This window comes from Methylovirgula sp. 4M-Z18 (assembly GCF_037890675.1).
In the GTDB taxonomy this organism is placed as follows: Bacteria; Pseudomonadota; Alphaproteobacteria; order Rhizobiales; family Beijerinckiaceae; genus 4M-Z18.
In genome coordinates, this window is record NZ_CP149574.1 from 650,974 (window position 1) to 663,893 (window position 12,920).

The following is a 12,920-nucleotide window of genomic DNA, read 5'->3' on the forward strand; positions in this document are numbered from 1 at the left end:
GAGCAGATGCCTAAGCTGCGGCTGGCGTTTGCGCGCACAGCCCAAAATTGCTTGCGCCCGCGCGGCCGGCTATCGGCCGCGCTCGCCGTCGTGGCGCCATGTCATATTGCAGCCAACCGTCCTGCCTCGGTGGTCAGCCGTACCGCGCCGGGACGAACATCTCCGGCGGAATTGGGTTGCGATGATAGTCGGGGTGATACACGCGATCGGGCAGCGCGACAGGCTCGTGATGGACGGCCTGATACGGAATCTGGGTGAGCAGGTGCGAAATGCAGTTGAGCCGCGCTTTCTTCTTGTCGACGGCCTCGACGACCCACCATGGCGCTTCGGGAATATGGGTGCGCGACAGCATCGCTTCCTTGGCCCTGGTATAGTCTTCCCAGCGGCTGCGCGACTGCACATCCATCGGACTCAGCTTCCACTGTTTGAGCGGGTCGTGAATCCGCATCATGAAGCGGAACTGCTGTTCCTCGTCCGTGATTGAGAACCAGTATTTGATCAGAATGATGCCCGAGCGCACGAGCATCCGCTCGAAATCGGGCACGGAGCGGTAAAATTCCTCGCACTCCTCTTCGGTGCAGAATCCCATGACCCGCTCGACGCCGGCGCGATTGTACCAGGAACGGTCGAAAAGCACGATCTCGCCGCCGGCCGGCAAATGGGAGACATAGCGTTGGAAATACCATTGCGAGCGCTCCCGCTCGCTCGGGGCCGGGAGCGCCGCGATGCGGCAGACCCGGGGGTTGAGGCGTTGCGTGATCCTTTTGATGACCCCGCCTTTGCCGGCCGAGTCACGACCCTCGAAGAGCACGACCACTTTAAGCTTGTCGTGCTGGACCCAATCCTGGAGTTTGACCAACTCGCCCTGCAGCCTAAGCAATTCCTTGAAATACAGCTGGCGGTCCATGGTCTTTTGCGGCTCAAGATTGAGCTCGGAGCCAATAATCGAGTCTAACCGACTGTCATCGAGCTCAAGCTCCAATTCCTCGTCGACAGCATCCTGCAGGTCGGCGTCGATCCGCATGCGCAGGGTTTCCTGTTCGACGGTCTCGGACTCATCCATTTGCTGCTCCTCTATGCCTTATCGACAATTTATCTGCCGGCATCATTCCGGCAGCCCATGACGGAGCTATGACATCCGTGCCTGCGCTTGTCTGGGCCGTCATGGTCTGGGACCGACAGGCAGGAGACCAGTGCGACGCCGGAAACGTGCAAAAGGTCACAATTCTGTGATGGCGGATTGGTAGCGGAACGGGAGCTTCACGGCCTGGAGATCATGACATGACGACCGCAGCAAATGTAGCCGCCAGTCCCGAGGTGCCTGCCGCGCGGGCAGCGCTCGACAAGCCTATGGATATTCGGTTTTTGCTTGGCTTCCTCGCCGTCGTGGCAGGTGGCCTCTTCTTCATGGCCTATTCAATCTACAACGACCTGTCCGATGCCGGCGGCGGCCCGACGACTATCGTGCCGTTCATGTTGCTGGGCCTGGCCCTGCTGATCGCGCTCGGGTTCGAATTCGTCAACGGCTTCCATGACACCGCCAACGCGGTCGCAACGGTCATTTACACCCATTCGCTGCCGCCGCAGGTCGCCGTGATCTGGTCGGGCTGCTGGAATCTCGCCGGCGTCCTGTGGTCGACCGGCGCCGTCGCGTTCGGCGTTCTCTCGCTGCTGCCCGTCGAACTCATTCTGCAGGTTGGGTCGAGCGCCGGCTTCGCCATGGTGTTCGCGCTGCTGATTTCCGCAATCATCTGGAATCTCGGCACCTGGTGGTACGGTCTGCCGGCCTCCAGTTCGCACACGCTGATCGGCTCGATCGTCGGCGTCGGCGTTGCCAACGCTTTGATGCGCGGTCAGGACGGGACCTCCGGCGTCGACTGGGACCAGGTCTACAAGATCGGCCAAGCCTTGCTGCTCTCCCCGCTGTTCGGCTTCGCCCTTTCGGCGGCGTTGCTCGTGGTCATGAAGTTCCTCGTCCGCAAGCCTGAGCTCTATAAGTCGCCGACTTCGGACGCTCCGCCTCCGCTGTGGATCCGTGGTCTGCTCACCCTGACTTGCACGTTGGTTTCGTTCTTCCACGGTTCCAACGACGGCCAGAAGGGCATGGGCCTGATCATGCTGATCTTGATCGGCGTCGTTCCCACCGCTTACGCGCTGAACCGCGCCGTGCCGCAATCGAACACGCCGGCTTTCGTCGCAGCGGCCGACTCCGCTTCGAAAATCATCCAGGCGCACAGCGGCGGACAGCCCGTCGATGGCGATCCGCGTCCGCTCGTCACGGCCTACATCCACGCGCATCAAGTCTCGGACAATACCTATCCTGCGCTCGCCAAGCTGGTGAGTGGCATCGCCGGGGACGTGCAGACTTACGGCGCGCTCACCAAGACGCCGCTCGACAAGGTCCAGAACGTCCGCAACGATATGTATCTCGTCTCGGAGGCGATCCGCGTGCTCTCGAAGGACCAAGGCGCCCAGTTGAAGCCCGAGGAGCAAGCCGGTCTGGCGAAGTTCAAGAGCCAGCTTGACGCTTCGACCAAGTTCATCCCCGCGTGGGTCAAGATCTGCGTCGCAATCGCCCTCGGCCTCGGGACCATGATCGGCTGGAAGCGCATTGTGGTGACGGTCGGCGAGAAGATCGGCAAGACTCACCTGACCTATGGCCAGGGCGCGGCCGCCGAGCTCGTCGCTGCCGCAACGATTGGCGCCGCCGACGGACTTGGCCTGCCGGTTTCGACCACGCACGTGCTCTCCTCCGGCATCGCCGGCACGATGGCCGCCAATGGTTCGGGCATGCAATGGTCGACCTTGCGCAATATCGGGTTGGCCTGGGTGCTGACCCTGCCTGCGGCGATGCTGCTGTCGGGCGTTCTGTACGCGCTGTTCCGTCACATCTTCTGAGCGCTCCGCCGCATTTGGCGGCCGCGCTCGCCCAATGAAAAGCTTCGGCCCCGATCGAAATCGGGGCCGAAGCTTTTCATTGGGGCAAATGGCGGTTGGACATTCGCGGCCTCAACTCACCCCGCGCTGCCGACTTCGATCCTGTGCTATTGGTCGCGAAGGTGTGTTTAGGGACTCATACCGAACGGGTCAGTCCGCCATCGACCTTGAGGTTCTGGCCCGTGATGTAGCCCGCGCCTTCCGAAGCGAGGAAGGCGATGGTGGCCGCGATCTCTGCGCTGGTGCCGTAGCGCTTCATGGGCACGCTATCGCGGCGCTCCTCGGTCGCTGGCAGGCTGTCGATCCATCCGGGCAGCACATTGTTCATGCGAATATTGTCGGCGGCGTAGGTGTCCGCGAAAATCTTCGTATAGGCGGCAAGCCCGGCGCGAAACACGGCGGAGGTCGGAAACATCGGGGACGGTTCGAAGGCCCAGGCCGTTGAGATATTGATGATCGCACCGGACTTCTGCTTCTGCATGATCGGAGTAACGAGCCGCACCGGGCGGATGACGTTCATCAGGTAGACATCGAGCCCGGCGTGCCATTGCTCATCCGTGATGTCGAGGACCGGCGCGCGAGGACCATGACCGGCGCTGTTGACCAGGACGTCGACCCGTCCCCACTTCGCCATCGTCGCGTTCACAAGACGCTTGAGATCGTCGTTGGACTGGTTGGAGCCGGTCACGCCAATGCCACCCAATTCCTGAGCAAGGGCCTCACCCTTACCCGACGACGACAGAATGGCTACCTTGAAACCATCCGCAGCCAGCCGCCGGGCGCTTTCCGCCCCCATACCGCTGCCGCCCGCAGTAATGATGGCGACTTTTTCTACTGTCATGCTTCGATTCCTTCTCGCATTCGGTGGCGTCGATTGTCGGATTGTGCTAATGAAATAGCATCATTGCGGCGTGATTGCGAAACAGTTTCCCTTTCATTTTCCAGTAGGAAAACTATCGCATGAATCATGTGATCGGAAAACTTCCCTCCTTGAATGGCTTGAAAGCCTTCGAGGTCTCGGCACGTCACCTGAATTTCAGACTTGCTGCCGAGGAACTCGGCGTGACGCAGGGTGCCGTGGCGCAGCAGGTCCGTGGGTTGGAGGCCGAGCTTGGCGTGACGCTTTTCGAGAGGCGTCCGCGAACCCTCGCGCTCACTGGCGAAGGCCGCAGCTATATTGCCGACATCCGGCGCGCCTTCGAACTTATCGCGCAGGCGACTCGCGATCTCAAGCCGCAGCCGGTCAAGCTCACGATCAGCACCACGCCAACCTTCGCGTCGAAGTGGCTGATTCCGCGCCTGCCGGATTTTACGACCCGCCATCCTGGCCTCGACCTCCACATCCTCGCGACGGATCGTGTTTCCAATTTTCAGGTTGATGGCGTTGACCTCGCCGTTCGGTACGGCCGGCCGCCGTTCGGACCAGGGCTGGCGGCAGAGATTTTATTCGAGCAGGAGATCATTGCCGTGTGCAGTCCGTCGCTGCTCGTCGACCGGACGCTTCCGAAGACATCGAGGGAATTCGCGAACTACACGCTTCTGCACGACGCGCATAATTTCTGGCACGAGTTCATCGAACGGCACCTGGGCCAAAGCGATGGAGCCGCCTTCAAAAGTATAAGCTTCAGCCACACCTCCCACGCGATCGAGGCTGCGATCGCGGGGCAAGGTGTTGTTCTCGCCAACCGCGGCTTTGTCGCGCGCGATATGGCGGAAGGACGACTGATCCAAATCCTCGACGGATCGTTGCGCGGACCGTCCGACTTTTATCTCGTCTGGCCCCGTCATCGGAAATCTTCCGCACGTGAGACAGTCGTCGCATGGATGTGCGACGAGGCCGCCAGGATGTAATGGTCAACGACCATATGAGCGCGAACCGGATCTATGCGGCGCTTCCGCATTCACCGCTCCGCATAACGTCCGAGGATGGACTCGTACCGCAACCGGTCATATTCCGCCTTCTCGATCGGTTGCGCGTTACGATCGCCGAGGTCCTTGAGGCGCTGGCGGTAGGTTTCTCGTGCCGTCACTGCGGCGCCGGCCGAGATCGCGGTAATCGCAAGCGTGAGCGTTCCCACAATCAGTGGAATATTCGCCGTGCCGGGGGCGGCAACGGTTGCAAACAAAGCCGGAAGGAGGGCCGTGATCGTCGTGCCGACATTCTGGCCGATCGCCATCGCGGAAACGCGCGCCGTTGTCGGAAACAACTCGGGATAGTAGCTCGGATAGACAGCGTTGTACCCTTGATAGATCAGTCCCCACATGAGGAGGGACATTACAATGGCAAGTGGTGCGCTATGGATGCTGATCGCATACAGATAGACGAACGACAGGAGCCCGGACAGAAGCGCGCCAACGATAATGGGCGGGCGCCGGCCGATTTTGTCCGACAGGTTACCGACGAAAGGAATGACCAGCACTGCCAGAATGTTGCCGAGCACCGGGATCCAAAGATAGATATCCTTGTGGAATCCGATGCCGTAGGCCGGCTGGACCGCATAGGCCGCGCCGAAGATCGTCGCCACGACTGCGATCACGTTCATGAGCGCCATGCAGACGACGCGCAGCATGTCGTCCCAGCAATATTTGAAAGCTTCCATGACCGGAGCTTTGGGCGCCTGGCCTTCCGCGGCTTCTTTCACGAAGGTCGGCGTTTCCTCGACGTCGCGCCGGATGATGTAGCCGGCGAGGACGACGAGTGCGCTCAACAGAAACGGGATACGCCAGCCCCAGGCGTTAAAGCTCTCGTCCGACATGAAATGCGCCAGCGGCAGGAAGACGGCGGCGGCGAGGATTTGCCCCGCTTGCACGCCTTGCAGTGTGAAGCTGCCGTAAAGACCACGGCGGCCGAACGGCGCGTGTTCAAGAATCATTGAGCTTGCGCCGGAAATCTCGCCGGCAACGGCAAAGCCCTGAATGAGACGCAGGATCACGAGCAGCGCCGGGGCCAGAATGCCGACCTGCTGATAGGTCGGCAAGATCCCGACCGCCATGGTCGAAAACCCCATCATAAACATGCATAAAAGCAGAACTTGCTTACGGCCGTGCGTGTCGCCGAAATGCCCGAGCACGAAGGCGCCGATGGGCCGCGCAACATAACCCACGCCATAGGTCGCGAGCGATGCGACGATGGCCACAGACGGATCGCTCGACGGGAAAAAGATCTGCGGAAAGATGAGGGAGGCGGCTGTCGCGTAGATGAAGAAATCATAATATTCGAGTGCCGAGCCTATCCAACCGCTGGCAGCTGCTTTTTTTGATTGTTCTCGAGCGTGTGCTTGATCAGTTGTGATGCTCGTCATTTCATCTTCCTCCCCTCTATGTCATGTTATGAGGTTGTTTGCCGCCTCAGATGTCTGAAGCGGTATCGCTGAGTATTTTATTGGCGATTTTAAAGGCGCCGTTTGCTGCGGGAACGCCGGCATAAATCGCCGCCTGCAACAGCAGCGCGCGCAATTCTTCCATGCTGACGCCGTTTTTGAGCGCCGGCTTGATGTGCAGGGCGAATTCTTCTTCTCGCCCGAGTGCGACCATCATGGCGAGCGTCACGAGCGAACGAGTTTTCCGAGGCAATGTCGGATCGCTCCAGATATCGTTCCATGCCGTTCGCGTAATGAATTCCTGCCACGGCTTGGTGAACGCGCTGGCCTCGCGAAACGAGCGCTCGACGTGCTCGTCGCCGAGAACAGACTTGCGCGTGGCGAGCCCTACCGCAAAGCGCTGGTCGTCCGGCTCCTGAATTTGTTGGTGTCGCTCGAGAAAGCTTAAAAGGTGCCGGTTGAGCGCCGCGGGCTGCTCGAGGGCGAGAAGATGCGCCGCCGGCGAAAGGACGATCAATTCGGCGCCCGCAATGCGTCGTTGAATGTCGACCATCATCTCAACGGGTGTGGCCTGATCGTCGGCGCCAGCGACGATGAGCGTGGGCGCCGTAATGGCCGATATGCGAGGTCGCAGATCCATCTGGGCGATGACTTGGCACGCGCTGGCATATCCGGCCGGGTCGATCTGGCGTAAGTGCGCGAGCACGTCGGTCACAACGTCCACATGATTACGGTGGAAGCCGGGTGTGAACCAACGTTCGATGACCGGTTTGGCAATGGGCTCCATGCCCTTTTCCAAGACGAGGCGAGCGCGCTCGTCGTAGTTCGCTTGCAGATAGGCGGAGGTCGCCATCAACGTCAGGCTGAGCGTGCGCTGCGGATAATTGACGGCGAAGACCTGTGCCGTCATGCCGCCGAGAGAAAGGCCGGCGATATGGGCTTGGTCGATTTCAAGTGCGGTGAGGATCTGCGCCAGATCCTCGGCAAGATCGTCGATCGTGGCTGGTCCTGGGATCGTTTGCGACTGGCCGTGACCGCGGGTGTCGTAGCACAAGACGCGAAATGTCTTGCTCAGCGCGGGAACCTGCTCCGACCACATTTCAAGGGTCGTACCCATCGAGTTGGAAAAGGCGATCACCGGGGCGCCTTCCGGGCCGGTCAATTCGTAGCGAAACCGGTTGCCTTTGATTTCGAGGAAGGGCATCTCATAACTCCGATTCAGAAATATGCGACAAAGCGGCGGCGATAAGGGCGACGGCACGGTCGGCGACCGCGACACCCGCCGTGATGGCCGGCGTCAGATCGAAAGCCGCGCGCCATACCTGTTGCAGCTCCGCGCTCGAAACCTCCGCAATATCGATCCCGACGTCCTTCAGGTGGCGTCCGCTCGTGCGCGTGATCTGCGCGGCCCGCTCGACGATGGCATGCGCCGCGCCGCGTCCAAGGGCTTGGGCCAAATGTTCGGCAAGACTGTCGGAGAAGAGCATGCCGGCCGTCGCGTCGATATTGGCGCGCATCCGCTCGGCATTCACCACAAGCCCCTCGCTCAAATTGCGCGCCTCGTGCAATGCGCCGGAGGCGAGGGCGAACAGTTGCGGCAGCGCATGCCATTCGCCGTGCCACAGGCCGATCGGCCGCTCGTGGTCCACGGCCATGGCGTTGAGCAGGGTCGAAACGTGCCCCGGTGCCGCGGCATGCGCGGCGAGAATGATGGTGCAGGACACCGGATTGCGTTTGTGCGGCATGGAGGATGAGCCGCCGCGCCCTTTGACGAAGGGTTCCGCCACTTCCCCGACTTCCGTCGAACAGAGCAGGCCGATGTCGCGCGCCATCTTGGCCAGACTGCCGATCAGTTCGGCAAGCCAGAAACCCGTTTCGGCAATGCGCGTGCGCACCGCATGCCAGGCGGTGGGAAAGACGTCTAATCCGAGCGCTTCGGCGAAATGCCGCCGAACCTCTTCGGCTTTGTCACCCATAGCTGCGAAGGTGCCCACAGGCCCGTCGAGAGACGCGATGGCAATCCGGCGGCGGGTTTCATTCAGTCTCGCAGCGACATCGGTGATCCCCGACGCCCAAACACCGACCTTCGCGCCGAATGTGATGGGGCTGGCGTGCTGTCCGTACGTGCGCCCGACGCAGGGTGTTGCGCGATGGGCTTCGGTCAGATGAAGCAATCCGCGCAAACATCCCTGCAGATCGCTTCGCAATTCATCGAGGCCCTTCGTCGCGCGCAGGACCAGGGCGGTGTCGACGATATCTTGCGTGGTCGATCCTTGATGGAAAAAAGGTTCGAGTTCGGTCGGCAGGCGGGCCTGTACGGCTTTCACAAAAGGGATGACCGGCACACCGGCCAGCGCCGTCTGCGCGCCGAGTTCGACAAGATCGAAATCGTTTGACTTGAGTTGCCGCAGGCGATCGGCCAGCGCTGGCGGAGCCAATCCGATTGCGGCTTGAGCGGTTGCGAGCGCCGTCTCCGCCTCGAGCATCGTCGCGATTTGCGCTTCGTCGGAAAAGATCGCGCGCATCCGTGCGGTCGCGAACAGCGGCCCGGTCAATGCGGTATCGACAGATGCGAAAGTCACTCGTTCTCCTCCTCAACCGTTCGCCCGGGAAGCGCCGCGCATCAATGGGACATCAGCACATCGGATCCGGCGCCGGCCGGCGCCTCGGGGTGGGCAAAATATTTGACGATCAGAGCGATTGTCGCGATGACCCCCGCAATGGCGACGATCGCGAAAATGCCGCTGAAATCGACCTGACGGCGGGTCAGTTCGGCGACCAGAAAAGAGCCCGCGATCCCGCCGAAACGACCGACGCCCAGCATGAAGGCGACACCGGTCGCTCGGCCCGCGGTGGGATAGAATTGCGCGGCGAGCGCCGGCAGCGACGATTGCGCCGTATTCATCAGGGCGCCGCCAAGGAACACGATGAAGGCGAGCAGTCCCGAACTGCCGGCGGCTTGTCCGATGGCATAGACTGCTGCTGCGGTGAGCAGGTAAAACACCGCGAGGACCTTGTTGGCGTTGTAATGATCCATCAACCAGCCGGAGGCGATCGCCCCAATGCCGCCGAGCGGGAAAAGCGCTGCGATGAGGGTTGCCGTCCGCGGGTCGAGCCCTGCGTCCTTGAGCAAAACGGGCATCCAGTTGATGAGCGCGTAGAAGATCACCAGACCCATGAAATAGGCGATCCACAGCATCAGCGAGCCGACCAGATACGGCTTGGAAACGATCAGCGCGGGACCGGCCTTGGCGACACGGCCCGGCTCGTCCAAAAAGAATGCCTTTGCCCGAGCGCCGGCCGGCGCGAAGCGCCGTAAAATGGCCGTGATCTTGTCTGGGTCACCCTCGCGGGCGACAAGATAGCGGATCGATTCCGGCATTTTCCAAATCAGGATGAGACACAGCAGGAAAGGTGCCGTGCCGCCGAGCAGCAAGACCGAGCGCCAGCCCCATTGCGGAATCATCCAAGCTGCCACAAAGCCGCCGAGCGACGCTCCGAGCGGAAAGCCGCAGAACATCGCATTGGTAATGAGGGCGCGGAGCCGATCGGGGCAATATTCGCTCATCATTGTCACGGCATTGGGCATGGCGGCGCCGAGCCCGACACCGGTGACGAAGCGCCAGATGGTCAGCGCATTCACGTCGCCCGCGCGGGCCGAGGCGAAGGAGGCGAGGGCGAAGATCAACACCGCGCCAATCATGATGCGTTTGCGTCCGAAGCTGTCGGCCAAAGGCCCCGCTGCGAGCGCACCGAAGGCGAGGCCGAACAAGGCAGCGCTCAGGACGGGCGCAAGGTCAGGCCGGGCAATCCCCCATTCGCTGACAAGCGCTGGCGCCACATAGCCGATGGCCGACGTGTCAAATCCGTCCAGCAGAACAATAAAAAAGCACATCCCGAAGACCAGCCAGTGAAATGCCGTGAACCGGCTTTCATTGAGTATGGTGCGGATGTTTATGGCATCTGCGGTCATAAATACTCCTCCCCGGGCTGCATTCTGACGACGCAGGTTCTCAGTACGGCAAACCAACATAGTTTTCGGCAAGCACCTTTTGGGCAGCTTCGGATTGAAACAGATAGCTGAGTTCGGCTTCCTGGATTTTCTGCTCGAAACTCGTCGCACCTGGAAAGCGATGCAGCAGATGGGTCATCCACCAGGAGAACCGCTCGGCTTTCCAGACGCGCGCGAGGGCACGTGAAGAATATTGATCGAGTGCCGTGTTGGACCCGGTCCGATAATGCTCGCGCAGCGCCTGCCAGAGGTAGAACACATCGCTTGCAGCCAGATTCAGCCCCTTGGCGCCGGTCGGCGGCACGATGTGGGCCGCGTCTCCCGCGAGGAACAGATTGCCATAGCGCAAGGGTTCGGCAACGAAGCTGCGCAGCGGTGCGATACTCTTCTCGATCGAAGATCCGATTTGCAATCGCGTGGCGAGCGCTGGGTCGAGCCGGGCAGACAATTCGCGCCAGAACCGCTCATCAGGCCATTCCTCGACCCGTTCGGCAAGCGTGCATTGCAGATAATAACGGCTGCGGTGCGATGAGCGCATCGAACACAGGGCGAAGCCGCGCAGATGATTGATATAGACCAGCTCCTTATCGATCGGCGGCTTCTCGACGAGAAGGCCGAGCCAACCGAACGGATAAATCCGTTCATGCGCCTGCCACGCGTCCGCCGGAATGCTTTGACGGCAAACGCCGTGAAAGCCGTCGCAGCCGGCAATGAAGTCGCAGGCGATTTCTGCCCGAACACCATCCTTGACATACGAGACGCGGGGGAAGCGCGAGTCGATGTCATGCAGCCGCACCTCGTCGGCTTCATAGATCGTTGGCGCATCGGACGCTTCACGCGCCGTCATGAGGTCGGCGGTGACTTCCGTTTGACCATAGATCGTCACCGTCTTGCCTGTCAGGCCCTTGAAATCGATTCGATGACGCGCGCCCACGCTCTCGATCTCCGCGCCCTCATGGACGATGCCTTCGCTGCGCAAACGATCCGCAACGCCGGCCTCGTGCAGCAGATTGACCGTGCCTTGTTCCAAGACACCGGCGCGGATACGGCTGAGGACATAATTGGCCGATTTTCGCTCGACAATAACTGCATCGATATTGGCGCGATGCAGCAATTGGCCGAGCAAAAGGCCTGCAGGTCCGGCCCCGATAATGGCGACTTGTGTGCGCATGACCGCCCCCGACATGTTGGCTCCCGCTCGCGGCGCTAAAGCCATTGCGTTCCCTCGAAAGTTTTTCCCTGCCTACATGTCGAAGAATACCGTTTCGTCCTCGCCCTGAAGGCGGATATCGAAGCGGTAAACCACTTGTGCGTCGCGCTCTTCGCGCGCTGCGATCAATGTCTTGCGACGCTCAGCGTGTTCGATGAGTTTGAGAACAGGATCGGCAGCGTTGCGCTCGGACTCGTCGGAAAAATAGGCGCGGGTGTGAAGGCCGATGTTGATGCCGCGGGCGACGATCCAGATGTTGATATGCGGTGCCATCAATCGGCTGCTGCGGCCCATGACGGATCCCGGCTTGACCGTTTCGAAGCGATAAAGGCCGGTGGCGAAATCGGTTCCCACGCGTCCCCAGCCGCGGAAGGCGCCGGCCGCGAATCCATCCTGCGGCGGTTGAACATAGTTGCCCTCGGCATCGGCCTGCCAGATTTCCAGCAGGGCGTCATAGACCGGGGCGCCCTGGCCATCGATGACTCGGCCTTCGAGGACGATTTTTTCGCCTTTGGCGTCCGGAGTTGCCAGGATGTTGGAGAAGTTCTTCTCGAAAATGTCGAAGCCCGCCTGGTGCGGCACCAGGCCGATATGGACATAGGGACCTGCGGTCTGCGAGACGGTTTCTTTGAGATAGGGAAGCAGCGTCATCATCGGTCAGTTCCCTTCCAAACGGTTTTCGAAGAGGGTCGAGCGCCGGCCGCGCAAGACGATATCGAAGCGGTAGGCCAGCGAGTCGAGCGGGATCGACGCGTTGAGATCGAGTGGCGCAATCAATTGCTGCACGGCGTCCGGGTCCGGGATCGTGCGGACGATAGGACAAATCGGAATAAGCGGATCGCCCTCGAAATACATCTGTGTGATGAGCCGCTGGGCAAAGCCGCTGCCGAAGACCGAGAAATGAATATGGGCTGGGCGCCAGGAGTTGCCGCCGTTGCGCCAGGGGTAGGGGCCAGGCCGGATTGTCCGCAGGTGATAGGATCCGTCTGCGCCGCTCAGCGTGCGGCCGCAGCCGCCGAAGTTCGGGTCGATCGGCGCGAGGTAATGGTCGTTCTTGTGGCGATACCGGCCGCCCGCATTGGCCTGCCAGAATTCGATCAGAACATTGGGAACCGGGCGGGCATTTTCATCGAGGACCCGCCCGTGCACGACGATGCGTTCGCCGATCGGTTCGCCGCCGTGCAGGTAGTTTTTGAGAAGGTCGTTGTCGAGCGGACCGAGATCACTATGGCCGAACGCAGGTCCGGTCACTTCGGATAGGCTGTTTTGCAAGGACAGCAGCGCTTGGCGTGGAGAGCGCAAAATGCTGGTCTTGTAGCCGGGCGTATAGGCCGGCGGATGGCGGGTTCGGTCGCGGGTATAAAATTCGCTGGGCGCGTTCATGTTTCCTCCCGACGCTGGCATATTGTTGCCAATTGATATCCAGCTTATATGCTTTTTT

General features: G+C 60.9%; 11 protein-coding genes. 2 read left to right on the forward strand and 9 right to left on the reverse strand.

Annotated features, from left to right (window positions below; translation table 11 throughout):
* Positions 1-133: 133 nt before the first annotated feature.
* Positions 134-1,024 (reverse strand): polyphosphate kinase 2, encoded by an 891-nt coding sequence (ppk2, locus tag V9T28_RS02920; RefSeq protein ID WP_445242178.1) that lies wholly within the window; start codon positions 1,022-1,024, stop codon positions 134-136.
* 257 nt (positions 1,025-1,281) lie between these two features.
* On the opposite strand from ppk2, the gene V9T28_RS02925 reads away from it, so the two are divergent.
* Positions 1,282-2,898 carry an inorganic phosphate transporter gene (locus V9T28_RS02925; RefSeq protein WP_116400701.1) on the forward strand — a complete coding sequence of 539 codons (1,617 nt, stop codon included), beginning with the start codon at positions 1,282-1,284 and terminating at the stop codon, positions 2,896-2,898.
* Between the two features lie 175 nt (positions 2,899-3,073).
* On the opposite strand, the gene V9T28_RS02930 is transcribed toward V9T28_RS02925, so the two are convergent.
* Positions 3,074-3,778 (reverse strand): SDR family oxidoreductase, encoded by a 705-nt coding sequence (locus V9T28_RS02930; protein ID WP_116400702.1) that lies wholly within the window; start codon positions 3,776-3,778, stop codon positions 3,074-3,076.
* Between the two features lie 119 nt (positions 3,779-3,897).
* Between V9T28_RS02930 and gcvA the strand changes: the two genes are divergently transcribed.
* Positions 3,898-4,788 carry a transcriptional regulator GcvA gene (gcvA, locus tag V9T28_RS02935; protein WP_116400703.1) on the forward strand — a complete coding sequence of 297 codons (891 nt, stop codon included), beginning with the start codon at positions 3,898-3,900 and terminating at the stop codon, positions 4,786-4,788.
* Between the two features lie 50 nt (positions 4,789-4,838).
* On the opposite strand, the gene V9T28_RS02940 is transcribed toward gcvA, so the two are convergent.
* The 7 genes from V9T28_RS02940 to pcaH all read right to left on the reverse strand — a co-directional run bounded on the left by V9T28_RS02940 (position 4,839) and on the right by pcaH (position 12,862).
* The gene (locus V9T28_RS02940; protein ID WP_116400704.1) at positions 4,839-6,239 is read right to left on the reverse strand and encodes an MFS transporter; all 1,401 of its coding nucleotides are present in this window, start codon (positions 6,237-6,239) and stop codon (positions 4,839-4,841) included.
* A gap of 46 nt (positions 6,240-6,285) precedes the next feature.
* Positions 6,286-7,461: a bifunctional 3-oxoadipate enol-lactonase/4-carboxymuconolactone decarboxylase PcaDC gene (gene pcaDC, locus V9T28_RS02945; protein WP_116400705.1), complete on the reverse strand. Its 1,176-nt coding sequence runs from the start codon at positions 7,459-7,461 to the stop codon at positions 6,286-6,288.
* Position 7,462: 1 nt separating this feature from the next.
* On the reverse strand, positions 7,463-8,839 hold the full coding sequence (locus V9T28_RS02950) for a class-II fumarase/aspartase family protein (RefSeq protein ID WP_116400706.1): 1,377 nt from the start codon (positions 8,837-8,839) through the stop codon (positions 7,463-7,465).
* A 41-nt stretch (positions 8,840-8,880) separates the two neighbouring features.
* Positions 8,881-10,230 (reverse strand): MFS transporter, encoded by a 1,350-nt coding sequence (locus tag V9T28_RS02955; RefSeq protein WP_116400707.1) that lies wholly within the window; start codon positions 10,228-10,230, stop codon positions 8,881-8,883.
* A 40-nt stretch (positions 10,231-10,270) separates the two neighbouring features.
* Complete coding sequence (gene pobA / locus V9T28_RS02960) at positions 10,271-11,440, reverse strand: 4-hydroxybenzoate 3-monooxygenase (RefSeq protein ID WP_116400773.1); 1,170 nt, start codon at positions 11,438-11,440, stop codon at positions 10,271-10,273.
* A 72-nt stretch (positions 11,441-11,512) separates the two neighbouring features.
* Positions 11,513-12,133 carry a protocatechuate 3,4-dioxygenase subunit alpha gene (gene pcaG / locus V9T28_RS02965; protein WP_116400708.1) on the reverse strand — a complete coding sequence of 207 codons (621 nt, stop codon included), beginning with the start codon at positions 12,131-12,133 and terminating at the stop codon, positions 11,513-11,515.
* Positions 12,134-12,136: 3 nt separating this feature from the next.
* On the reverse strand, positions 12,137-12,862 hold the full coding sequence (gene pcaH / locus V9T28_RS02970) for a protocatechuate 3,4-dioxygenase subunit beta (protein WP_116400709.1): 726 nt from the start codon (positions 12,860-12,862) through the stop codon (positions 12,137-12,139).
* Positions 12,863-12,920 lie beyond the last annotated feature (58 nt).

What these genes read in the sequence shown, in the direction of transcription:
- ppk2 (WP_445242178.1), bottom strand. Translation starts at nt 1,024, where the DNA reads ATGCGGATCGACGCCGACCTGCAGGATGCTGTCGACGAGGAATTGGAG.
- V9T28_RS02925 (WP_116400701.1), top strand. Translation starts at nt 1,282, where the DNA reads ATGACGACCGCAGCAAATGTAGCCGCCAGTCCCGAGGTGCCTGCCGCG.
- V9T28_RS02930 (WP_116400702.1), bottom strand. Translation starts at nt 3,778, where the DNA reads ATGACAGTAGAAAAAGTCGCCATCATTACTGCGGGCGGCAGCGGTATG.
- gcvA (WP_116400703.1), top strand. Translation starts at nt 3,898, where the DNA reads ATGAATCATGTGATCGGAAAACTTCCCTCCTTGAATGGCTTGAAAGCC.
- V9T28_RS02940 (WP_116400704.1), bottom strand. Translation starts at nt 6,239, where the DNA reads ATGACGAGCATCACAACTGATCAAGCACACGCTCGAGAACAATCAAAA.
- pcaDC (WP_116400705.1), bottom strand. Translation starts at nt 7,461, where the DNA reads ATGCCCTTCCTCGAAATCAAAGGCAACCGGTTTCGCTACGAATTGACC.
- V9T28_RS02955 (WP_116400707.1), bottom strand. Translation starts at nt 10,230, where the DNA reads ATGACCGCAGATGCCATAAACATCCGCACCATACTCAATGAAAGCCGG.
- pobA (WP_116400773.1), bottom strand. Translation starts at nt 11,440, where the DNA reads ATGCGCACACAAGTCGCCATTATCGGGGCCGGACCTGCAGGCCTTTTG.
- pcaG (WP_116400708.1), bottom strand. Translation starts at nt 12,133, where the DNA reads ATGATGACGCTGCTTCCCTATCTCAAAGAAACCGTCTCGCAGACCGCA.
- pcaH (WP_116400709.1), bottom strand. Translation starts at nt 12,862, where the DNA reads ATGAACGCGCCCAGCGAATTTTATACCCGCGACCGAACCCGCCATCCG.